This is a genomic window from Streptomyces saintjeani, from assembly GCF_055409605.1.
In genome coordinates this window covers 3,495,318-3,515,275 of record NZ_CP189624.1, presented here as the reverse complement: position 1 = coordinate 3,515,275, position 19,958 = coordinate 3,495,318, and the positions used below count along the sequence as shown (strand labels likewise).

26 protein-coding genes are annotated in these 19,958 nt (G+C 65.4%); 14 read left to right on the top strand and 12 right to left on the bottom strand.

From position 1 onward, the window contains the following. Nucleotides 1-25: 25 nt before the first annotated feature. A complete protein-coding gene (locus ACQCO7_RS15760) occupies nt 26-1,003 on the top strand; it encodes a GlxA family transcriptional regulator (RefSeq protein ID WP_464072434.1) in 978 nt (325 codons plus the stop codon). A 285-nt stretch (nt 1,004-1,288) separates the two neighbouring features. Here the strand turns inward: ACQCO7_RS15760 and ACQCO7_RS15755 are convergent, their stop codons facing one another. Next, nucleotides 1,289-1,594, bottom strand: a complete 306-nt coding sequence (locus ACQCO7_RS15755; protein ID WP_464072433.1) for a hypothetical protein — start codon at nt 1,592-1,594, stop codon at nt 1,289-1,291. 156 nt (nt 1,595-1,750) lie between these two features. Here ACQCO7_RS15755 and ACQCO7_RS15750 point away from each other — a divergent pair, with 156 nt between their 5' ends. Further along, nucleotides 1,751-2,242: a DUF2267 domain-containing protein gene (locus ACQCO7_RS15750; RefSeq protein WP_464072432.1), complete on the top strand. Its 492-nt coding sequence runs from the start codon at nt 1,751-1,753 to the stop codon at nt 2,240-2,242. A 49-nt stretch (nt 2,243-2,291) separates the two neighbouring features. Beyond that, nucleotides 2,292-3,113 (top strand): alpha/beta fold hydrolase, encoded by an 822-nt coding sequence (locus ACQCO7_RS15745; protein WP_464072431.1) that lies wholly within the window; start codon nt 2,292-2,294, stop codon nt 3,111-3,113. Here ACQCO7_RS15745 and ACQCO7_RS15740 read toward each other — a convergent pair. From ACQCO7_RS15740 to ACQCO7_RS15725, 4 genes are read right to left on the bottom strand one after another with little or no spacing between them, the layout of a single operon-like run. After that, entirely contained in the window at nt 3,091-3,270 is a 180-nt protein-coding gene (locus ACQCO7_RS15740) for a DUF397 domain-containing protein (RefSeq protein ID WP_319731465.1), read from the bottom strand. The genes ACQCO7_RS15745 and ACQCO7_RS15740 overlap by 23 nt on opposite strands. A 14-nt stretch (nt 3,271-3,284) precedes the next feature. Then, nucleotides 3,285-4,139, bottom strand: a complete 855-nt coding sequence (locus ACQCO7_RS15735; protein WP_464072430.1) for a helix-turn-helix domain-containing protein — start codon at nt 4,137-4,139, stop codon at nt 3,285-3,287. A 7-nt stretch (nt 4,140-4,146) separates the two neighbouring features. After that, on the bottom strand, nt 4,147-4,671 hold the full coding sequence (locus ACQCO7_RS15730; protein WP_464072429.1) for a DUF6879 family protein: 525 nt from the start codon (nt 4,669-4,671) through the stop codon (nt 4,147-4,149). Beyond that, nucleotides 4,643-5,050, bottom strand: a complete 408-nt coding sequence (locus ACQCO7_RS15725; protein ID WP_464072428.1) for a hypothetical protein — start codon at nt 5,048-5,050, stop codon at nt 4,643-4,645. The genes ACQCO7_RS15730 and ACQCO7_RS15725 overlap by 29 nt, the downstream gene beginning before the upstream one ends. A gap of 194 nt (nt 5,051-5,244) precedes the next feature. Between ACQCO7_RS15725 and ACQCO7_RS15720 the strand changes: the two genes are divergently transcribed. The 4 genes from ACQCO7_RS15720 (at nt 5,245) to ACQCO7_RS15705 (ending at nt 7,457) form a co-directional block, all read left to right on the top strand. Further along, entirely contained in the window at nt 5,245-5,613 is a 369-nt protein-coding gene (locus tag ACQCO7_RS15720; RefSeq protein ID WP_464072427.1) for a hypothetical protein, read from the top strand. A gap of 106 nt (nt 5,614-5,719) precedes the next feature. Beyond that, nucleotides 5,720-5,959: a DUF397 domain-containing protein gene (locus ACQCO7_RS15715; protein ID WP_464072426.1), complete on the top strand. Its 240-nt coding sequence runs from the start codon at nt 5,720-5,722 to the stop codon at nt 5,957-5,959. Nucleotides 5,960-6,028: 69 nt separating this feature from the next. Continuing rightward, nucleotides 6,029-6,532, top strand: a complete 504-nt coding sequence (locus ACQCO7_RS15710) for a hypothetical protein (RefSeq protein ID WP_464072425.1) — start codon at nt 6,029-6,031, stop codon at nt 6,530-6,532. Between the two features lie 22 nt (nt 6,533-6,554). Then, nucleotides 6,555-7,457: a JmjC domain-containing protein gene (locus tag ACQCO7_RS15705; protein ID WP_464072424.1), complete on the top strand. Its 903-nt coding sequence runs from the start codon at nt 6,555-6,557 to the stop codon at nt 7,455-7,457. A gap of 118 nt (nt 7,458-7,575) precedes the next feature. Here ACQCO7_RS15705 and ACQCO7_RS15700 read toward each other — a convergent pair whose 3' ends face one another. Continuing rightward, nucleotides 7,576-7,770 (bottom strand): hypothetical protein, encoded by a 195-nt coding sequence (locus ACQCO7_RS15700; RefSeq protein WP_464072423.1) that lies wholly within the window; start codon nt 7,768-7,770, stop codon nt 7,576-7,578. Between the two features lie 8 nt (nt 7,771-7,778). Continuing rightward, nucleotides 7,779-8,630, bottom strand: coding sequence for a helix-turn-helix domain-containing protein (locus ACQCO7_RS15695; RefSeq protein WP_464072422.1), 852 nt, complete (start codon nt 8,628-8,630; stop codon nt 7,779-7,781). 271 nt (nt 8,631-8,901) lie between these two features. Here ACQCO7_RS15695 and ACQCO7_RS15690 point away from each other — a divergent pair, with 271 nt between their 5' ends. The 3 genes from ACQCO7_RS15690 to ACQCO7_RS15680 all read left to right on the top strand — a co-directional run bounded on the left by ACQCO7_RS15690 (nt 8,902) and on the right by ACQCO7_RS15680 (nt 10,995). Next, nucleotides 8,902-9,561 (top strand): ATP-binding protein, encoded by a 660-nt coding sequence (locus ACQCO7_RS15690; protein ID WP_464072421.1) that lies wholly within the window; start codon nt 8,902-8,904, stop codon nt 9,559-9,561. Then, nucleotides 9,558-9,953: a hypothetical protein gene (locus ACQCO7_RS15685; protein ID WP_464072420.1), complete on the top strand. Its 396-nt coding sequence runs from the start codon at nt 9,558-9,560 to the stop codon at nt 9,951-9,953. Before ACQCO7_RS15690 ends, ACQCO7_RS15685 begins: the two co-directional genes overlap by 4 nt. A 79-nt stretch (nt 9,954-10,032) precedes the next feature. Further along, on the top strand, nt 10,033-10,995 hold the full coding sequence (locus tag ACQCO7_RS15680; protein ID WP_464072419.1) for a NaeI family type II restriction endonuclease: 963 nt from the start codon (nt 10,033-10,035) through the stop codon (nt 10,993-10,995). Here ACQCO7_RS15680 and ACQCO7_RS15675 read toward each other — a convergent pair. The 5 genes from ACQCO7_RS15675 to ACQCO7_RS15655 form a co-directional block, all read right to left on the bottom strand. Further along, a complete protein-coding gene (locus ACQCO7_RS15675) occupies nt 10,992-12,107 on the bottom strand; it encodes a DNA cytosine methyltransferase (protein ID WP_319731438.1) in 1,116 nt (371 codons plus the stop codon). The genes ACQCO7_RS15680 and ACQCO7_RS15675 overlap by 4 nt on opposite strands. A 132-nt stretch (nt 12,108-12,239) precedes the next feature. Further along, complete coding sequence (locus ACQCO7_RS15670; protein ID WP_464072418.1) at nt 12,240-13,148, bottom strand: NgoMIV family type II restriction endonuclease; 909 nt, start codon at nt 13,146-13,148, stop codon at nt 12,240-12,242. 69 nt (nt 13,149-13,217) lie between these two features. Beyond that, nucleotides 13,218-13,610 (bottom strand): very short patch repair endonuclease, encoded by a 393-nt coding sequence (locus tag ACQCO7_RS15665; RefSeq protein ID WP_464077211.1) that lies wholly within the window; start codon nt 13,608-13,610, stop codon nt 13,218-13,220. A 285-nt stretch (nt 13,611-13,895) separates the two neighbouring features. Beyond that, nucleotides 13,896-14,912 (bottom strand): SEC-C metal-binding domain-containing protein, encoded by a 1,017-nt coding sequence (locus ACQCO7_RS15660; protein WP_464072417.1) that lies wholly within the window; start codon nt 14,910-14,912, stop codon nt 13,896-13,898. Between the two features lie 181 nt (nt 14,913-15,093). Then, the gene (locus tag ACQCO7_RS15655) at nt 15,094-16,569 is read right to left on the bottom strand and encodes a glycoside hydrolase (protein ID WP_010356337.1); all 1,476 of its coding nucleotides are present in this window, start codon (nt 16,567-16,569) and stop codon (nt 15,094-15,096) included. A gap of 243 nt (nt 16,570-16,812) precedes the next feature. On the opposite strand from ACQCO7_RS15655, the gene ACQCO7_RS15650 reads away from it, so the two are divergent. The 4 genes from ACQCO7_RS15650 to ACQCO7_RS15635 all read left to right on the top strand — a co-directional run bounded on the left by ACQCO7_RS15650 (nt 16,813) and on the right by ACQCO7_RS15635 (nt 19,954). Next, nucleotides 16,813-17,616: a class E sortase gene (locus tag ACQCO7_RS15650; protein WP_464072416.1), complete on the top strand. Its 804-nt coding sequence runs from the start codon at nt 16,813-16,815 to the stop codon at nt 17,614-17,616. Nucleotides 17,617-17,809: 193 nt separating this feature from the next. After that, a complete protein-coding gene (locus ACQCO7_RS15645; RefSeq protein ID WP_050369599.1) occupies nt 17,810-18,121 on the top strand; it encodes a DUF6412 domain-containing protein in 312 nt (103 codons plus the stop codon). Between the two features lie 131 nt (nt 18,122-18,252). Beyond that, nucleotides 18,253-18,960: a YidC/Oxa1 family membrane protein insertase gene (locus tag ACQCO7_RS15640; RefSeq protein WP_464072415.1), complete on the top strand. Its 708-nt coding sequence runs from the start codon at nt 18,253-18,255 to the stop codon at nt 18,958-18,960. 136 nt (nt 18,961-19,096) lie between these two features. Then, nucleotides 19,097-19,954: a fumarylacetoacetate hydrolase family protein gene (locus ACQCO7_RS15635; protein WP_464072414.1), complete on the top strand. Its 858-nt coding sequence runs from the start codon at nt 19,097-19,099 to the stop codon at nt 19,952-19,954. Nucleotides 19,955-19,958: the final 4 nt, after the last annotated feature.

Below are 19,958 nucleotides of genomic sequence, written 5' to 3'. Positions count from 1 at the left end.
CCTGGCGGCCACGTACGATCCCGCCATGCATACCGTTGCCGTGCTCGCCCTCGACGGAGTCATCCCCTACGACCTCTCCCTCCCGATCGACACCTTCGGCTGGGCCCGGCTCCCGGACGGGCGTCCGCCGTACGACGTGAAGGTGTGCGGCGTACGGGCGGGGGAGGACGTGCGCGCCGGCATGAGATCGCCGGCGTTCACACTGCGACCCCCGTACGGCCTGGAACTCCTCGCCGAGGCCGACACGATCATCCTCCCCGGCGTGGACGAACCCCCGGCGCAACTCCCGCCGGGAGTCGCGGAGGCACTGCGCGACGCGGCGGCGAACGGCACGCGGATCGCCTCGGTCTGCGTGGGCGCGTTCCTGCTCGCGGCGACCGGACTCCTGGACGGCCTGCGCGCGACGACCCACTGGATCGCGGCGTCCGACCTGGCGGCTCGCTACCCTCAAGTCGACGTGGATCCCGAGGTGTTGTACGTCGACAACGGCCAGTTCCTGACGTCGGCGGGAGCCGCCGCGGCGATGGACATGTGCCTCCACATGGTCCGCACGGACCACGGCTCGGCCGTCGCCGCGCACACGGCCCGCATGTGCGTCACACCCCTCGAACGCGAGGGCGGCCAGGCCCAGTTCATCGTCCACGACCTGCCTCCGGCACCGGCGGGCACCGCCCTGGAGCCCCTGCTGGAGTGGCTGGAGGCGGAGTGCGCAAGGGACTTGACGCTGGATCAGATCGCGGCGCGGGCGGGTATGAGCGCCCGAACCCTGAACCGCCGCTTCCGCGAACAGACCGGCACGACGCCGCTGCGCTGGCTGCACCGGGCGCGGGTGCGGCGGGCTCAGTACCTCCTGGAGACGACCTCGCACCCGGTCGAACGGATCGCGGCACAGGTCGGCTTCGGGTCACCGACGGCGTTCCGGGAACGGTTCCGGAGCGTGGTGGGGACGAGCCCGCAGGGGTATCGACGGGCGTTTCGGGGTGAGGGGGCGGGGGTGGGGTGAGGGGTATGACGGGGCTACGGCTCGACGCCGGGCGGAGGGGAGGGCTGCGGTCGTACTTCCGCAGGGGTAGCTCCAGAGGGTGACCGCGCCTCTACGTCTGCCGGGCTAACTCTGAGGTACGACGATGCCGGTACCTCTGCGGAGGTAGCTCTGAAGTACGACGGCGCCGGTACCCCCGCCGGGCTAGCTCCGAAGTATGACCGCCCCGACCCCCCGCCGAGATAGTCCCGGAGTACGACCGTATCCGTACGCCCACCGAGGTAGCCTCGAAGTGCGACGCCGCCCTCAATCCCCCTTGCGGTCCGCGACCGCCCATGACGCGAGCCCCACAACTCCCGCGACCCCGAACACCGACGGCCAGGCCCCGACCTTCTTCGCCAGCGGATGCGACCCGGCGAACGCGGCGAGGTACGCGACCCCGAGCGCTCCCGCGGCCTTCCCGCCGGCCCGCTCCTTCCACTGCCAGGCGGCAGCGGCCCCCGCACCGGCGAGCACGACCCCGCCGAGCTGGCGCTTCTTGGTCCAGCGGGCGACACCGTACCCACCGACGAGCCCACCGGTGGCGATGAGCGAGCTGGGAACCCTGGCCATGAGATACCTCCTGAGAGTTACCCCTGAGGCTAACCCCGCAGGGCGGTACGCCCCCGAACCTGAGCCCATCCCTGTCAACTTCATAGGTGTCGCCCCAGAAAAACCGGGCAGGAGCGAAAGACGGGGTACAGAGAGAACCCGAGCGGAAACGAGAACATGACGACGACGGAGCCTCACCCGGCCGACCCGAAGCAGACCAAGGACACCTCGGGGAGGGCGATCCCGTCACCGAAGCACTCCCTGATCCGCACCCCGGAGCCCTGGCCTCACCTGGTGGCGAGGGTGAAGAGAACGGGCCAGTACCTGACGACGGCGGAAGCGGAGAAGAACACCCGCACCACCCTGACCACCCTGGCCCCGCTCCTCCCCGCCCCGGAACGCACGGCCCTGACCCGCACCCTCCCTCCGGAGGCGGTCACCCTCCTCGCGGCCCCACCCCAACCCCCGTACAGAGCGGCGGAGTTCGTGTCGAAGGTGGCCGCACGCCTGGACAACACCACCCCGGACACGGCCCGTTGGCACGTGACATCGGTCCTGACCACCCTCGCCCACTACGCGGGCCCCACGGTGACCGACCGCATCATCGCCCAACTCCCGCAGGGCTACGCGCTGTTGTTCGGCAGGGCGGAACTGATGCGAAAGGCCTGAGGCGAACCCGGAGGCGGGGGCGGCGGCCGAACCGGCAGAATCCCACCCCGTGACCCCACCCCCGCCCTCCTTCCTCCACACCCCCACCGGCACCAGACTCGCCTACCGCGACGAACACCCACCGCACCCCAAGCAGGTCCCCCCGTTCCTCCTCCTGCACGGCCTGGCAGGCCACCTGGGCGAATGGGACGACCTGACCGCCCGCCTCCTCGCAGCCGGCCATCGGGTCATCCGCTACGACGCGGCAGGCCACGGCGCCAGCACCCGCACCCCACCGGACATGTCCCGCGCGGCGGCGGCAGCGGACGCGGTGGCACTCCTGACTGCGCTGAGGCCAGGACCCGTAGTCCTCCTGGGCCAGTCCCTCGGCGGCCTGACCGCCCTCCTCACGGCAGCGGCCCACCCGGACCTAGCCCGGGCCCTGATCCTGGTAGAGGCAGGCCCCGCAGCCGGTACCCCCGACCTCCCCGACAACATCGCGACGTGGCTGGACAGTTGGCCGACGCCCTTCCTCTCGTACCAGTCCGCCGTCACCTTCTTCGGCCACGACTCATGGGCCGACAGCCTGACTTGGCGCCCGGACGGAACCGGTCACCCCCGCATCGACCGCCGAACCATGCTTGCGGCAGTCCAGGAACCGGCCACCCGCGACTACTGGCCGGAGTGGACCCAACTCCGCTGCCCCACCCTGGTAGTTCGGGGCGCCCACGGCACCATGCCGGAATCGGAACCCCTGGAGATGCGGACCCGCCGCCCCGACACCACCCACCTGATGACGGTCCCGGACGCGGGCCACGACGCACACCTGGACCGACCGGCCGAGTTGTACAGGGTGGTGTCGGCCTTCGTCAGAGGTTCTTCAACGCCATAAACTTTACGAACGTTCCCCAGGTGATCAGCTGAAATCCCAGGATTCCTCCACCGTGGTTTTTCGTGTCTCGAACCATGACCTTTTCCGGGTTGTTGTCGGCGACTTCAACACAGTTTTCTTTTCCTGTGTAGGAACTGGTGCGCCAGTTAGGTGCCACGATACTCTTCCTTTCTAGTCGGACGGGATCCGATCGTAATGGTGGATAGCGGTAAATATGAGATCGCGGACCGTGGGTCCGTACACTGCGGATTGCTTCAAGAGCGCAAAAGCTTTGGCGTACAGCTCGATTTCTCGGGGTTGTGTCACCGAGAACTCTGCCGAGTAGGTTTCGACGAGTACGAGCTTGTTGTCGAACATGGAGAAGGAGTTGCCGGGCCAGATATGCATAGGGGCTGACCTGGGTACGATCCCCAGGCTGAGTCGAGGGAGTCGCCATACGGCCAACAGTCGGTCGAGTTGGCCTTTCATCACCTCTGCTCCTCCGAAGTTGGTGTACAACGCCTGCTCGGCGAGCAGTACGTTGAAGATTTTGTCCCCCTTGTAGAGGTGCTGCTGGCGCTCAAGGCGTTTGGCGGTGGCTGCTTCCGTGTCGTCGGGTATCTCGTAGTAGTTGCGAACCAGTTTGAAGGTCTCGGCGGCGTATGCGGAGGTTTGAAGTGTTCCCCAAATCAGAGTCGGGTGCCAGATGCGGAAGACTTTGGTCTTTGCGTAAATAGGCAGAGCGGCCTTCTGTCTCTTCTCCGATCCGGTCGACAGTTGCCTGCGCCACTCAAGCCACAGTTCGTCTATGTGTCGGACCGTGGCGATCAAGTCCTCCGCCTGGTCCTCGCGGTGGGTCGTGCCGCACCAGATGCGAATATCCTGCTCGCTCGCATTCTGCTTCCCGTTCTCGATCCGGGAAACCTTCGACTCCGCCCATCCGGTGGCTCGCGCGAATGCCCGGCCGCTGCTGAATCCTGCATCCTTGCGGAATCCACGAAGCCGGGCACCCAGCGCCTCTCGTGCTTCTTGTGCTTGATTGCTCACTGATGGGTCAGGGCTTGTACTCGGCGTGCGGGACGGCGATGGTCCAGAGCAGGTCGCGTACGCGGGCGCACTCGGCCACGATGTCGGGATCCTCGACAATCTCGGAGCCGAGTACGCGTCCCTCCGGGTCGAAGTGGCCGATGGCGAGCAGTCGGTCGTCGTACAGCCACCAGTCGTTGCCCTGTACGGGGAAGACGATGTCCTGCGGCAGGAGATGCCGTGGCAGCCAGCGGATGTCCTCGCCGATCTCGATGTTGAGCCGGGTCAGCGAGTGCTCCCACGTCACGTACCGGCTGTGCGGCTCCGTGACCACCCGTACGCGGCGGACCGTCCTGCCCGTGTCCGTGACGCGCTCGATGAGCGCCTTCCAGTCGTCGAGCCAGGCGTAGTCGTCCGGCTCGCCCCGCTGCCATCGGGCGTACGGCGTGTCTTCGACGGGAGAGCCGTAGTCGTCCCTCAACTCCAGGTGGAAGGCGTCGCGTTCGAAACTGTTGAACAGTTCGTCACGCTGGGCCGGGGTGATCAGGTCCACGGTCTTCCTCCAACAGGGCCGTGATCGAGGACTTGGGGACCTCGATGCAGGTCTCATAGTCGGGCATGCGCATCTGACTCAGGGCTTCAGGATCGTTCATCTCCGGGCCTTGGAGAACACAGGTCCCCTGTTCGGTGACGATCATGATCGGAGCGGTGAACTTCTTGACCAGACCGGACTGCAGGCCGTCCTTCGTCAGGTACTCGAACAACTCGGTCGGCACCTCGACGGCGGTCTCCCCTTCTGGAACGTCGAGTTGCATGAGCAGTTCGTTCGAGTAGATCCTCCAGCCCTGGATCACGTAGCTGTCCTGGTCGCTGGCGTACAGGGTGGGACTGTCTCCGGGCGTCGAGTTCTTTCCGAGGAACCGTAGCTTCATGGGGCTCTCCCGTCCGCTGCCTTGCGCTTGTTTGCGCGATGACTAGATGTTCGGCAAGCCGTTAACACCCGTCAAAGCTGGTTCTGCAAACTCGCGCAATCTTCTTGGGAGTTGGATGACGCCGACCCTACCGTCGTCTCCGAGCCCGAAAGCCAGGCAGCCGCCCTTGCCGCCGTACCGAGGGGAGACATGTGGTGGCGACCGTGAGACAGGAGACCGGCGCGGCAGATGTCGACGACTCCATCGACGTCGAGCTGATCTCGGAGATGACCGACCTCGCGCTGAAGATGGAGCTGAACACGTCGACCCGCGCGGCCATCGACACCCGCACGGTGGAAGTCGGCCGCCACCTGAACATCCTTCTGGTCCAGGACCTGGGCGCGGACGAAAACCCCGAAGTCAGGGAACTATTCCGCAAGGGCTACCGACTCCTGGACCTCAAACAGCGCCCTACGTCATCGACTCCGGCCTTCGCAGCGTTCTCCCACCTCCGGGAGACGGCCGAACTGACCCGACGTCTGTTGCGGGTGTACGCCGAGGGCAATGGACGCGGCATCTCGTGAATCCCGGGGCCGGGCCTCACCTCGGCGGCCCGCTCATCGGAACGAGGACCCGACGGTACGGAGACCGACTCTCTCCATACCGCAATCGCATCAGGAGGACGATCCCATGAACGTTGACCTCTACACCCTGCCTGTCGAGGGAACCGAAGTCCGGCAGTTCTGCGGCGGCAACCTGGGAGGCGAGCACGAGGCGTGCGTCCGGTTCGCGCTGATCCCCGGCGCGCAGCCCGCATACGTCCTGACGGACTCCAAGCCGGAAGGCGCCGGCAAGGAGATCCGCTTCACCGAGGCCGAGTTGGACGCGTTCGTCATCGGCTACGCCCGGGAACGGCACCTGACGATCTGACCTCCCCCCACGCACCAGCGGGCCGTCCTGCGTGGCAGGGCGGCCCGTCGTATCTCCAGAAGGAAACAGATGACCTGGTCAGGGCACTTCCACGGGTACGGCCCATGGGTCGGAACCCCGGAGAACTACCACCGGGAAGGAAACCGCCGGCCGCCGCACCCCGCCCCGCCCGCGCCCTCGGCTCCCGACGACAAGACGGCCGAGCGGACGCTCGCGCGCTACCGAGAAGTCTCCGCCGAGTTCCCGGTCTCGAACCTGCCGCCCATGATGTCGGGCCACTGGCTCCTGAAACGCAACCAGACCTCCGCCGACCGCACATGGACCGACCCGGAGGCGGCACTGGAGTGGATGACGAAGCACTACCTCGACAACCTTCCGCTCGAACCCGATGACGGCAAGCAGATGTACGTCAGCCTGGACGTGAAGCGTGAGTACGCGGCTGATGTCCTGCCGGTCGGTGTCGACGTGAGCTGGGTCCACTACAACCGCTCGGGCAACATCGTCTCGATCAACGTCGTGTGCTGCCCCAACCGCCACCACCCCGACCTGCGCTGCCCGTTGCCGCCCTCCTGAACCGCACGGAAGGACCACCGCCATGTCTCTGAGCCTCATCCTGCCCGAGGACGGCCGGACCGAACTCCTGACCACCTGGCCCGACGAGCCTCGGGTCTTCGAACGTGGCAGGACCGCACTCGACGAGACGGTCACCAAGGACTTCCTCCACGACTACGCCTTCACCGGCTGCGTCCCGGCGAACGAGATCGCGGTGGTGAAAGCCCCCGCCCCGTCCCTGAACCAGAACGCCTTCACGACCGACGGCCGTACCGACGCGGCCAAACTCACCAAGCTCTACGACACGGGTTTCACGATCCGGCTCGGCAACCTCCAGCGAGTGGTCCCGTACCTCGCGGCGGTCTCGCGCGGCATCCAGCAGGAGACGGGGTACTCCAACTACGTCCACGCCTTCCTGACCCCGCCCGGCAACCAGGGCCTGCGCCATCACTGGGACCAGCAGATGGCTGTCATCGTGCAGATCTCCGGCGTCAAGCGGTGGCAACTCTGGCACCCTCCGGTCGAGGCGCCCATGCGGGACTACAACGAGTCGTGGCGCGTGTGGCGCGATGACTACATCCCTGCGTGGGAGGCCGCAGGACCGGATACCGAGATCGACCTTCGCGCCGGACAGTCCCTTCTCCTTCCGCGGGGCTGGGTCCACAATCCGTACGTCGTCGACGGGGGCGAGCACAGCATCCATCTGACGTTCGCTATCCGGGAGCGCACGCTCCTGTGGCTGGCCGAGAAACTGGTCGCTGAAGCGATCGAGGACCCGGAGTTCCGCCGCATCGTTCTGCCTGGTGCCATCAACGGCCCCATGCTCGTCGCATGGATGCGCGAAGCTCGGCAAGCGCTCTGCGGACACCTGGACGGACTGGACTTCGACGAGCTTGCCCCAGCGGTGCGCAAAGCCGCAGTGACTGAGCTGGAGTACACCACTTAGCGTTCCAACATGCCTGAAGCAAACCCCAGTTCAGTCACCTTGTCGCGGGTGACTGGACTGGGGTTCGTCGCATTTCAGCACCTGATCGGTGGATGATCGACGCCGATTGAGCCCATGATCACTGGAGCAAGTGATCCGCCTTGCCTGCCTTGATGTCGAGGATCATGATCCGCAGTGCGTCCCGGCTGTCCGTGATGAAACGGTCCTCCTGACCACGTACGGCGATATATGCGTTGCCTGAGCGATCGGTCCCTATACGGAAACAGGCGTTGCCTTCTCCACAGAACGGCTCTTCCCACTGGATCTCGGGCATGCTGACTCCTACAGCTCGCGTACGACGGTTCGGATGAAGGCTCTTGTGTCGTCGGGAGACAGCGCAAGCTGCTCCATCCGTTCCAAGTGGGAACGGTACTTTGCCAGTTCGTCTTCCCCGTAAAGGAAGTCCGGGCCGTGGGAGTTGTCGATCTGCACGGTGTCCAGTTGCTCTGTCGGGCCTTCGGCGTACAGAACAGTTTGCCCAGCACCGGGGAAGGCGCCGTGTGTGAAGGGAATCGCCAGCAGGGTCACGTTGCTTTTCTCGGACTGGTCCAGCAGGTGCTGGAGTTGTGCGCGTGCGACGCGGGGGCCACCGAACTGCATGCGCAGTGCGGCCTCGTGGACGATGCCGATGTAAGGCGCGGCGGTCCCACCGTCCAGTACTTCCTGGCGGCGGCTGCGGTGCGCGAGCCGTAGCGCCACTTCGTGCTCGGGCAGGTTGGGGAGGACGGCGCGGAACACCTCCAAGGCGTAGTCCGTGGTCTGCAGGAGCCCGGGGATGTGCACCGTGCACGCTGTTCGCATCCGGATCGCTCGTGCTTCGAGTTCGGCGATGTCCATCAACCCCTGAGGCAGGGATCCCCGGTACTGCTCCCACCAGTTCTGAGATCCGGTGTCGGCCAGTTCGACCAGCGCGTTCACGTAGGTGGGGTCGGTGTGGTGGCAGTGCTGTGCAAGAACCCGTAGACGTTCTTCACTGATGTTTCGGACGCCGGACTCCATGTTGGAGATCTTCCCCCGGTCCACGCCGAGGAGGTTCGCCGCCTGCTCAGCGGACATGCCGGCGGTTGCCCGCATCTTGCGCAACTCGTGGCCGAGGCGCTTTTGCCGCTGGGTGAGTACTGCCTTCGGGGGCATGCCGTTCCTTCCGTGTGCGCTCAGAGCAGTCTGCCTTGCGGCTCGCACTGGAGCCACGATCTAGCTAATTTACCGAAGTCGATGGCAAATTTACCAAGACGGCTCTACGTTGGGCACTGAGCTGCTCACGGGCAGCGAGCAGAAGCGCGTCGCGCATGCCTGCCTGGTTCCCCTTGCCCTGGGGGAGGTGAGCTTGCGTCAGGGAGACAGGCCACTGCTCGCCTGCACGATCGACGGCGGGAGAACTGCTGTGAACCCAAGGAGGTCGCTCATGGACCACGACAACTGTTTGCCGCGCTCGGAGCTCCGGATTCCCTTCGAGGCGACACCGAGAGAGGTCCCCGCTCTGCGCCGGATCCTGCGCCAGCATCTGACCCACTGGGGTCTGCTAGGTGTGGCGGAGCCTGCCCAGTTGTGCGTCAGCGAGCTGGTTACAAATGTGATCAAGCACGTGGGCGTCGGAGTGTCCGGTCTACTCGCTGTCTCCATGAGCGACACGAACCTCCGTCTGGAAGTGCAGGACCCGTCGGTTGACAAACTCCCGGAGCTGTCCGGTCGAGTGGAGGACGAGTCCGAGGGAGGGCGCGGCCTGGCGCTCATCGACATGATGTGCGAGAAGTGGGGTGTTCGTCTGACGGAAGCCGGAAAGGTGACGTGGTGCGAGCTCGCCACGGCGCTCACATCTCCACATGGGCATGTGCGTGATTACCATGTTTCACGCGCTGATGAATTGCTGACGTCCTACAGTGCGCGGGCCCCCCGCTGCGTCGGTGCGGTGGAAACCTCCGTGGCCCGATCGGCCGAGGAGGCGGCGAGGCTCATCGCTGACCTTTTGCACTGGATTCGGGCGCATGGGCTGGACCCGGAAAGCACTTTGGAAAAGGCGCAGGAGCGCTTCGAAGAGGCAGCCTTGACGAGGCGATCGGGATGAAGCGCAACAATGATTCCGGCCCCTCCGGAACTGCGAGTGACTTCAACATCGGGTGGCGCGACCCTGATTCGCTACAGGTTCTCTGTCAAGTGGCGGAGGAAAAGGGAATCCTGAGCGGGGTGGAGGTACTTCCTCTCGCGACTGGCATTTTGAAGAGGGAATTCCTCGTGACGGTGACCGTTGAGGAGGGGTTGGTTCTGGCATCGGCTCGCTTCACCTGGGATGAAGTGAAGCCCCCCGATGGCCTGAGGGGCGTCGAGGCTGCTCGCTACGTGCTCGACCGAGTCGACGGGATTGCACGGCGTACGACGACCGAACTGAAGGCGTACACGTGGCTGCGCGTGGCGTCGGAGCTGGAACAGGTGCGCATGCTTCTCGAACGGAGCGAGTGAGCCGAACGCTCCGTCCGACGGGGCATCCTGCAACTCGAAACTATGGAGGTGGGCCACCCCGGCGACTTAGGGTGGTTGCATGCCAGTTGTTGAGGATGCCCTGTTCGGCGAGCCGAACGACTTTAAGGCCCACGATCCCAGCTCGGCGCGGGAGAGCGATGAGGGCGGAGCGGTTGAGCGCGTTGCGCTGTGGTTCGAGGGACATGCTGACCTGGAGAACCGGTTTTCATCTGCCCTCAGACAAGCCTTGGATGAAGTATTGGACGGTCAGCGGACCGGAAGGTACGACGTCGACGCTTTGGAGAAGACGGAAAAAACCTATCTAGGTACTAAGGTCGAGATCATCTGCCGCACTGCATTTGACCTTGGTTTTGGAAACAAGATGGATTATCGAGTGTGTGGTCATGAAGTGGACGCGAAGTTCTCCCTGGACGGCAGATGGATGATTCCCCGCGAAGCGATGGGGCATATCTGTCTCCTTATGGCGGCGAACGACAGGAGATCCAGCTTCAAGGTCGGCCTGGTCCAAGTTTCGGAGGATGTTCTCACACAGGGCGGGAATCAGGATGGAAAGCGAAATATATCTTCCTCGGGCAAGAGGGTGATCAGATGGATAATCGAAGAGGGGAAGTTGAAGCCTAATCTACTTTTGGGTCTCGACCCGACTGTTCGCGAGGCGCTGAGTCGGGAGCCCGCCGGGCAGAACAGGGTCGATCTTCTGTTCGGAATGGTACACAGACGCATTATTGACAGGAATGCGGTTCTGACGGTTGCCAAGCAACTGGATGCGGCGAAGCGTGTGCGGGATGCCCGAAAGAGACTTGCGCCAGATGGCGTGGTGATTCTGGGACATCAGAAAGAAAGCCCGAGAGTGGCGAAAGCGCTAGGTCTGGAGGTGCCGGAAAAGGGGACTTGGATTGCAACCCGCTTGATTCCGGCACCACTCGACGACGGTCGTCCACAGGTTTGGATCGATGGCGTTTCTTATGTGGAGGCGAGGTCGGACGAAAAACCACAACCGGCCCCTGCCGTCGAATGTTAAGCGCTCAAGATGTATGGCTTGATCTGGCGTGCGATTGCTTCAGCGAGAACAGTTGGGACGGCATTTCCGATCTGCTTGGCGATCTGGATCTTTGTGCCACACCATTGATAGGAATCGGGAAAAGTTTGAAGCAAGGCTGCTTCTCTGTGTGTGATCGGGCGATCGACGCGATATCCGTTCGGTCCTGGCTCCCATTGGGGGTGCAGGTATTGCCCCTTCTCGGGCTTGTAGAATTCAGTTCGAATGGTGAGCGAAGGCTCGGTCCATTGCATGCGGCCCATGACGTCGGTAGTGCCGGTGGGCTTGTTCTTCCAGCAGTTGGGAAGAAGTTCTTCCGGTAGGTTGAACCGCCCACCGCCCGGAGGGATCTGAGCGTATCGGAGCAATGAAATATCGGTCGGGGTCCGTCCGATGTGCAAGTCCTCGCTCTTGTAGATGCCCGGTACTGTTTGGCCGAAGAATGACACGGTTGACTCGGGCAGTGCCTTGACGGCGGGTACATCGAGCAGTTGCTTCCCTGCGAAAGCCTCACGAACGGTACGCCAACTCTTCAGACCGATGGGGTTCCCCTGGCCGTGCGTCGCCTCGGGCAGGGGAATTTTTCCGATCCGAGATCCGATCACGATGGTTCGTTTGCGACGCTGAGGCGCACCGTAGTCGGCTGCCAGCAGCAGTCCGTAGGACAGTTCGTAACCTTCGAGCAGGCCGCCGCGGCGGACCTCGGCCTGGAGGAGGGAAAACTCGGAGGACTTGAGGAAGCGATCGACGTTCTCGATGACGAAGACCATGGGGCGGGCATGCCTGACGAACCGGATGTACTCCTTCCACAGCTTGTTGCGCGGATCGTTCACATCCCGGGTACCCAGGTTCGAAAAGCCCTGGCAGGGGGGGCCGCCGATGATCACGTCCGCGTTCGGGATCTCACGATCCTTGATCTCTTGGATGTCACCCCAACGCATGTGAGATTCACCGAAGTTGGCGGCGTAGGTAGCAGCCGCATGAAGGTCCCATTCGACAGCCATGACCGGTTTGTACCCCTTTGCGGCCATGAAGCCGGAGGTCATACCACCGCAGCCTGCGAACAGGTCGATCATGGAGATGCGCTTAGCCATGCTGGACAGGTTAATCCCAGGTGCTGACAGTGGGTCTTGATGCGGGTGGTGAAATTGAGCGCGCCGGGTGGTAGGGGCGTGCGACGGAGCATCCGGCCGACTGGAGTGGGAGTGTGAGAAGAACCACGCTCGTCACAGTGTCGCGATGTACCTACGCAGCTCGTCGTAGTCACGGATCCGCCGCTGATCGCGCAGACGCCTGAAGTTGTCGCGGATGGCCAGCCGAGACTTGTGGGTCGATCCGGAGCAGTACTCGTCTATTGCGTCGGACAAGGCGGGCAGGTGCAGGTGGTAGACACAGTCGATGTCGCCTGATCCGCGCCCCAGCAGTGCCAGCATGGCAGGGCGGGGCTCCATGGTGACTGCGGCGAAGTGAGGCATCCGGCCCCTTCGCAGGGCGGCCATCTTCACTCCCTGGCTTCTGCAGTCCTGGGCCCTGTCGGTCCGGAGAGTCCACTTCAGGGACAGACCCGCTACCAGGTGTCGCATCGGTGTTGCCTCGTCGAGGCCGTTGGTCAACTTGCGAGCGATGGTTACATCGAGTTTGAGTAGGGATTCTTCGCCCTGGAGATTAAGAAGCTCAATTCGACGCTCTTCCGATACCGCAACTTGTTGACGAATCGATTCGAGGTGTCCCATCAGCTTGGTCAGTACCGCCTCGTCGAGTCCTGCGCTTGCGGAGTATGCTTCAAGTTCCTTTACTGCTTTTGTCACCTCTTTGGTCATGTCGCTTCGGAGGTCGCGTGCAGCGGTCAGGTGTGTGAATTGCTCGAATTCTGAAAATGACTTCTCCGGTTCGACAGTGAGATGAGGGGAATCCACCTTGAGGGATTCTTCGAGGTCGGTGGAAAGGAGGCTATTCATCAAGGTGCCCACGGCCGTTTTCTGGTCGCGCTGATCAGGGGGAATCGCGTCGGGGGAAATTCCCATTACCTCGAAGAAAATTTTTCCCAAGGCGATCGATCCGGGATCATTTTTGTCCGATGTGTTCGGCCTTCCGTCGCGATATCCGCAAAGTGAATCGATGAATGGAGCAGGCATGGTTCCTCTGTCGTGTATCTTTGGAGTGCGATTTTTTCCGGAATTTTTCTTTGCGACTTCTTGGGTGACCTATTTTGTGTGCTTGAGATCTGAATTAACTCTCCATTCTTCCGTGATGATGGATGCGATCGAATCGGGAATTTCGTGCTCCCAAAATCGAAGGACGACCCATCCTGAGGATCTCAGGTGTTCAGTCGTTTCGTGATCACGCATCATGTTCTTATTCAACTTTGCGCGCCACCACTCGGCATTTGACTTCGGGTGAGTCGCATGCTCGGGGCACCCGTGCCAGAAGCAGCCGTCGAGGAAGACGGCGACCTTCGCTCGACTGAAGGCAATGTCGATGCTTCGCCGAGGCATGCCGGGTACGGGAAAGTTGACTCGATAGCGCAGCCCTGCTGCATGAAGCAGCTTGCGCACCGAGACCTCGGGCGCGGTGTCGCGCGAACTCTGTCTGCGCATTCGGGCAGAGACGGCGGGGGAGGAGGGGACAGCACCATGCACAAGGACAGTGTGCCGGCGTGCCCACTCTTGTCGTGAGCGGCTTTGACGTTGCGCAAAGGGGCCCAACGAGCCGTGTCACGGGCTCTGCGCATCGCTGCGGCCGTGGCCTTGCGCGCTGCCCTCAACTCGGCTCACTTCGGCACGAGGGAGAAGTGAGCCGATGGAGTGCGTGTGTTTGCGCAGTGGGGACACGCCGAGCGGGCTTAGCGGGTGGCCGGTCAGAGTGTGTTGTAACAAGACGGCTCAAGCACCCGTTCCGTGACACTCTCCGTACGCGCTCCCCGACCCGCACCAGCACTCCGCCCCCCGCTGCGGCGGCCACGCCACCGCCCGCCCCCGTGCCGCCAACGTCGTCGCGTACTGCGGCAGCAGCGTCGGGTCGGACGGGGACGTGCCCTCCGACGCCGCGAACGCCTCGTACGACGGGACCGTCCCCGTGACGATGCCGAGGTTGGGCGTGCCGGAGGCGGAGAGTTCGCGGAGGGAGGACTCTATGGTCGCCAAGTGGGCTTCGTGGGACGGGTATTCGGCGGAGAGGGAGGGGTACGCCGTGAGGAGTTCGGTCAGTTCCGGGGCCGGCCAGTGGAGGATCGCCACCGGGAACGGACGGGACAACGCCTCGCGGTAGGCGCCCAGTTCGGCGCGGAGGCGGGAGATCTCGGCGGCCAGTTCGTCGGGGTTCTCCGAGCCAAGTGACCATACGCGCTTGGGGTCATGGAGTTCGTCGAGGGACACCGGCGAGGTGTGGAGGGTGTCCGCGAGCTGGTCCCAGTCGTCGTGGGCCGCGCCCAGCATGCGGCGTACCCGGTGGCGGCCGAAGAGCAACGGGTGCGTGGAGTACGGGGGTTCGGCGCCGTCCGTCAGGAGGAGGCGGGCGCCGTCGGTGAACGTCGCCTCCGCCGCCTCCAGTTCGTCGTGGGACTCCAGCGCCTCCGCGACGATCACCCAGGGCGCCGGGTCGCGCGGAGCGGACGCGCGGATGCCGTCGATGATCGCGCGGGCCTCGGCCTCGTGGCCGTACTCCCAGAGGTTGGCCGCCTTGAGGGCGCGGGTGAGGTGCGGGGCGTCCAGGGAGTCCGGGGTCGCCAGCAGACGGTCGTACAGAGCGGTTGCCGAGGGGCGGTCGCCGGCCAGTTCCAGATGGGCCGCCGCCCGCAGCAGGAGCGGTTCCGCGTCCTCCGGGTGGAGGGCCACGGTGCGTTCCAGGCGGGCGGCTTCGGCGGTGTGGTCGACGTTCTCGGCGGGCGTGTCGGGGCGCATGGACGACACGGTACTGCCCGCCGGTGACAAAGGTGAGGTATCCGCAGGCCGGGGTGGGTCCGTACCGTGGCTGATGGCAGTACGTCGTACCTGGGTACGTCATACCCGGGCCCGCCGCCACCCGACGCGCCCCCGACCGTCACCGGTACGCGGAGTACGCCGGGTAGCTCTCAGGTACCCCCTACACGACCACCCCGTCGATCTGTAGCGTCTGCACCGACTTCGCCGCGAACGGCACCGCGACCGTCTTGCCGGACACGCGGATGTCCGAGCGGGCCGTGTAGAGGTCGCCGCCGCCGGTCGTGAGCGTGCTCCAGCGCGGTACGACACCACCCGAACCCCCGGAGACGGTGGTGAACCGGGAGAGGTCGAACGTCAGCGTCTGCGCCGACGTCGCCGTGTTCGCCGCGACGATCACCAGCCGGTTCGCCGACCGGTCGAGCGCCGCGACCGCGTAGCTCACGCCCGTGTCGAGGATCGTCATCCCCGGCCGGATGTGCCGGCTGAACTGGGCCATCACGTAGTACTTCGTCTGTACGGCACCGGGCGTGAGCGTCGCGGCGTCGTACGCGATCATCGCCCAGTTCGACGAGGGGTCCATGACCTGCCAGTACACCCACGCCGTCGGATGCAGCCAGCGGAAGTCGGAGAGGAGGTTGCTGGCCATGGACATGCCGGTGCCGTCGTTGTCGCCGGTCTCGGAGTTCCACAGCTTCTTGCCGGACGTCGTCACAACGTCCGTGTAGAGCAGGTCCCTTCGGCCGCCGGACCCCTGATACCCGTGCACGTTGACCTGGTTGACGTACCCCTTGGTCGTCGACGAGAACGCGCTCCACGTGCTGCGCGCCGTGTCGTAGTTGGTCTCGTCGCTCGCCGAGATCCGTACGCCGGTCAGGCCCCGCTTGTCCAACTCGCTGCGCATGTAGGGGAGTACGGCCGCCTGGACGGTCGAGTCGATGTGGCAGCCCTCCTGCGTGCCGGTCGCCGTCCACCAGTTCGACGAGGGCTCGTTGAAGGGGTCGACCGTCGCGAAGTTCACGCCCCAGTTGTTCTTGGCGTAGAGGGCGACCGCCGCGAGGTGCGAGGCGTGCTGGCGGTAGTTCCACGTCGTGAGGTTGTTGCCGCCGTCGGCCGCGCCGGACGGGTTGTGGTTCGAACACATCCACCACATGGGGGAGTTGGCGAACAGCTCGGTCGTCGCGCCGCGCGAGACCGCCTTCTGGAGCATGGCGCGCTGCTTCGCGTCCGCCGTCCACTTCCACGCCGAGGAGGTGGGGTCCTCGTTGTTCCAGTCCTGCCAGTAGCCCTCGATCTGCTTGAACGCGGGGATGTTGGCCGAGGCCACCATCGACTCGCCGCCCACCGAGTTCGAGCTGCACGCGCCCAGGTTGTAGCGCGCGATGTTCAGGCCCAGGCCGGGGAGCGAAGTGCCGTTGTACGTCGTCGACTTGGTGGTGAAGAAGATGTCGGCGAAGTCGTCCCGGGCGCCGAAGACGTTCGCCCACCAGGCCAGGGACGTGCCCCAGCCCTCCCAAGTGCCGTACGTGGAGCCGGGGTTGACGGCAATCGTCGCATCGGCATGGGCCGTGCCGGTGGCCAGCGCGCTGCCGAGGAACGCGCCGCCGCCGGCCGCGAGCAGTGTCCTGCGTCGGATCATGGCTACTCCGCTTCGATCGTCGTCGATCGACGGTTGTGGGGAGGGCCGGTCGTCCAACCGGCCTTGTGGGGTGCGACAGGAAGCATCAGGGGTGCCGTGCCGTGTTGTCGAGACATACGACAGCCCTTTCACAAACCGATGGAAGAAGGGTTCGACCGGACGAACGCGACGCCGTGAATGGGTAGGTCTGGAGAGTTTGGTCCCTATCGCTTATCGTCCCTGCACCCCGGATCGGGGTCCGATGTGGCGGAGGTGGTCCGCGTGCCGAATCCCGTCGTCCAGCACGTCGTACAGCACCGCGTCCTGCGACGACGCGCCCGGCGCCGGAGGTTCCTGTGGACCGGCGCCGAACTCCTCGTCACAGCAGGGGTGTTGGGGCTGCTGCTCGTCGTCCACCAGCTCTGGTGGACCAACCAGGAGGCCAGAGAGGGCGCCGAGCGCAAGGTCCGGGCGCTGGAGCGGCAGTGGGGGAGCGAGGGGGAGCCGGCCCAGGGCAGTTCCCCCGAGGAGGACCCCTCCGTCGATTCCGGTTCCGGCTCCGGTTCCGCCGGGGGGAGTTCGGGGCAGTCGTCCGGAGGTACTACACCCCGACACTCCCAGGCGTACGCCGTCCTCGTCCTCCCCCGTATCGGCGTCCGCGTCCCGATCGCCGAGGGCATCGACAAGCGGGGCGTCCTCGACAAGGGGTACGCCGGCCACTATCCCGGCACCCGACAGCCCGGCGCCCAGGGCAACTTCGCCCTCGCCGCCCACCGCAACACCCACGGCGAGCCCTTCCGGCACCTCGACCGGCTCCGGCGGGGGGACACCGTCCGGGTGGAGACCGCGTCCACCGTCTACACGTACGCCGTCGACCGGATCCTCCCGCAGACCTCGGCCCGTGACTCCGGAGTACTACGACCCGTACCCCGCTCGACCGTCCACCCCGGGTACGGGTACGACATACCTGGGGCGTACGTCACGCTGACCACGTGCACCCCGGAGTACACGTCCCGGTACCGGCTGGTGGTGTGGGGGAAGCTGGTGTCCAGCGAGCGGCGGGGGTGAGCGAGGGGAGTGAGGGGCGGCGGACTCGGGTGAGCGGGCGCCGGGGCCGAGCGGCGAGACCTGCCGGACGGCGACCGGAACCGGCGGAAAAGATCGTCCGGCGCGGGAACCAGCGGCCGGGCCCGTTCGTCTTCAGGGCACAGGCAGTGATCCGGCCGCTCGACCGGCCCGAGCGACAGAGGGGGAGTGAACGATGGAGCGACTGCAAAGCCGGTTCCCGGTACGCGCGTTCGGCGCTCTCCTCGTCCTCCTCGCCGGCACCCTCCTCCTCGACACCGGCCCCCTCTTCACCACCCTCGCCGTGGCCGCCGCGATCGGCTCGGCGTTCGCCCTCTGCTGCCTCCTCGCCGCCCGCTGCGCACCGCCCGTACCCGGCACGCGCATACGTACGGCGATACGGGACCGGGCCCGCCGTACGGCCTTCCTGCCGCAACGTGACCCCGACGCCTCGGGCCGCTCCAGACCCCGAGCCCCAGGGCTCGCCCTCCGGACGACCACCGCGTAGGGCACCCCCAGGTCACCGACCGGGCCGGGAAAGAAACCCGGCCCCCTCCAGTGGGACACGCCTGCCCGCGTGAGTCGTCATGCCGCCCCACCACTCCCGGCACGACGAGACCCCCGGAGGGCTCACTCACCATGTCCGTCTTCGCGTCCCTGGTCGAGCGGTTCGCCGCCCTGCTCGAACCCCTCTTCCACGCCTCCGCCGCAGCCGCCGCGATCATCCTGCTGACGGCCCTCGTACGCCTCCTCGTCCACCCCCTGTCCCGGGCATCGGCGCGCGGACAGAAGGCGCGGGCGGCGCTGCAACCGAAGATCGCCGACTTGCGCGAGAAGCACGGCAAGGACCCGGAACGGCTCCAGAAGGCGGTCCTGGAGCTGCACACGAAGGAACAGGTGTCCCCGCTCGCGGGCTGCCTGCCGAGCCTGATCCAACTCCCGGTGTTCTTCGTCCTGTTCCACCTCTTCTCCCGTCCGACGATCGGCGGCGAGACCAACGGCCTGCTCGAACACGAGCTGCTGGCCGCGCCGTTGGGGAAGCGGTGGACCGACGCGCTGGGCGACGGCGGCCTGTTCGGCCCGGCGGGCCTCGTCTACCTGGGCCTCTTCGCCCTCGTCGCGGTCGTCGCGTGGTTCTCGTACCGGCAGACCCGGCGCACCATGAGCACGAGCGCGCCGGCCGCCACGGGCAGCGAGGTGCCGGGCCTCGGCGCGGTCACCCGGGTGATGCCGTACCTGTCGTTCTTCACGCTGGTGAGCGTCGCCGTCGTACCGCTGGCCGCCGCGCTGTACATCGTGACGAGCACGGCGTGGGGGACGGCGGAGAGGACGCTGCTCCACAGGTGACGCACCCCCGGCCGTGCCGGTCCAGTACGTGAACGGGGTCTTGCGGACTGAATAGAGAGATCGGAGGATTCGAGCAGACATCGGATGGCTGGGGTCACCGGAGACGTACCACCAGCGAGGGAGAGGTACTACGACCATGAAGCTGCTGCGCGTCGGTACGGCGGGGTCGGAACGTCCCGCGGCGCTGGATACCGCTGGAGTACTACGGGACCTCTCCGGGCTCGTGGACGACATCGACGGCACCCTCCTCGCGGACGAAGCGGCTCTGGCGAGAGTCCGGGATGCCGTCGACGGCGGCGAGCTGCCCGCGATCGACGCGGACACCGAACGCGTGGGGGCGCCGGTCGGCCGGATCGGGAAGATCGTCTGCATCGGCCTCAATTACCACGACCACGCCCGGGAGACCGGCGCCGAGCCGCCCGCGGAACCGGTGATCTTCTTCAAGGCCGCCGACACGGTCGTGGGCCCTTATGACACGGTTCTCGTGCCGCGCGGTTCCGTGAAGACGGACTGGGAAGTCGAATTGGCGGTCGTCATCGGCCGCACCGCCCGCTATCTGGAATCCGCTGAGGAAGGGCTCGCGCATGTCGGCGGTTACGCGGTGGCGCACGACGTGTCGGAGCGGGAATTCCAGATCGAGCGGGGCGGCACCTGGGACAAGGGAAAGAACTGCGAGACGTTCAACCCGCTCGGACCCTGGCTGGTGACCGCCGACGAGATTCCCGACCCGCAGAATCTCACGCTGAAACTCCGGGTCAACGGAGAACAGAAGCAGAACGGCACCACCGCCGAGCAGATATTCCCGGTGGGCGAGGTCGTTCGGTACGTCAGCCAGTTCATGACGCTCTACCCCGGCGACGTCATCAACACGGGTACGCCCGCCGGGGTCGCGTTGGGGGAGCCCGAGCCCAAGCCCTATCTCCGGTCCGGTGACGTGGTGGAACTGGAGATCGAAGGGCTCGGGCGGCAGCGGCAGGAATTCAAGGACGCCTGATCCG

Bases quoted from the DNA above. Each gene is read 5' to 3' on its own strand.
- ACQCO7_RS15760 (WP_464072434.1), top strand. From the start codon at position 26: ATGCATACCGTTGCCGTGCTCGCCCTCGACGGAGTCATCCCCTACGAC.
- ACQCO7_RS15755 (WP_464072433.1), bottom strand. From the start codon at position 1,594: ATGGCCAGGGTTCCCAGCTCGCTCATCGCCACCGGTGGGCTCGTCGGT.
- ACQCO7_RS15750 (WP_464072432.1), top strand. From the start codon at position 1,751: ATGACGACGACGGAGCCTCACCCGGCCGACCCGAAGCAGACCAAGGAC.
- ACQCO7_RS15725 (WP_464072428.1), bottom strand. From the start codon at position 5,050: ATGAAGCTACGGTTCCTCGGAAAGAACTCGACGCCCGGAGACAGTCCC.
- ACQCO7_RS15715 (WP_464072426.1), top strand. From the start codon at position 5,720: ATGAACGTTGACCTCTACACCCTGCCTGTCGAGGGAACCGAAGTCCGG.
- ACQCO7_RS15710 (WP_464072425.1), top strand. From the start codon at position 6,029: ATGACCTGGTCAGGGCACTTCCACGGGTACGGCCCATGGGTCGGAACC.
- ACQCO7_RS15705 (WP_464072424.1), top strand. From the start codon at position 6,555: ATGTCTCTGAGCCTCATCCTGCCCGAGGACGGCCGGACCGAACTCCTG.
- ACQCO7_RS15700 (WP_464072423.1), bottom strand. From the start codon at position 7,770: ATGCCCGAGATCCAGTGGGAAGAGCCGTTCTGTGGAGAAGGCAACGCC.
- ACQCO7_RS15695 (WP_464072422.1), bottom strand. From the start codon at position 8,630: ATGCCCCCGAAGGCAGTACTCACCCAGCGGCAAAAGCGCCTCGGCCAC.
- ACQCO7_RS15690 (WP_464072421.1), top strand. From the start codon at position 8,902: ATGGACCACGACAACTGTTTGCCGCGCTCGGAGCTCCGGATTCCCTTC.
- ACQCO7_RS15685 (WP_464072420.1), top strand. From the start codon at position 9,558: ATGAAGCGCAACAATGATTCCGGCCCCTCCGGAACTGCGAGTGACTTC.
- ACQCO7_RS15680 (WP_464072419.1), top strand. From the start codon at position 10,033: ATGCCAGTTGTTGAGGATGCCCTGTTCGGCGAGCCGAACGACTTTAAG.
- ACQCO7_RS15675 (WP_319731438.1), bottom strand. From the start codon at position 12,107: ATGGCTAAGCGCATCTCCATGATCGACCTGTTCGCAGGCTGCGGTGGT.
- ACQCO7_RS15670 (WP_464072418.1), bottom strand. From the start codon at position 13,148: ATGCCTGCTCCATTCATCGATTCACTTTGCGGATATCGCGACGGAAGG.
- ACQCO7_RS15665 (WP_464077211.1), bottom strand. From the start codon at position 13,610: ATGCGCAGACAGAGTTCGCGCGACACCGCGCCCGAGGTCTCGGTGCGC.
- ACQCO7_RS15660 (WP_464072417.1), bottom strand. From the start codon at position 14,912: ATGCGCCCCGACACGCCCGCCGAGAACGTCGACCACACCGCCGAAGCC.
- ACQCO7_RS15655 (WP_010356337.1), bottom strand. From the start codon at position 16,569: ATGATCCGACGCAGGACACTGCTCGCGGCCGGCGGCGGCGCGTTCCTC.
- ACQCO7_RS15645 (WP_050369599.1), top strand. From the start codon at position 17,810: ATGGAGCGACTGCAAAGCCGGTTCCCGGTACGCGCGTTCGGCGCTCTC.
- ACQCO7_RS15640 (WP_464072415.1), top strand. From the start codon at position 18,253: ATGTCCGTCTTCGCGTCCCTGGTCGAGCGGTTCGCCGCCCTGCTCGAA.
- ACQCO7_RS15635 (WP_464072414.1), top strand. From the start codon at position 19,097: ATGAAGCTGCTGCGCGTCGGTACGGCGGGGTCGGAACGTCCCGCGGCG.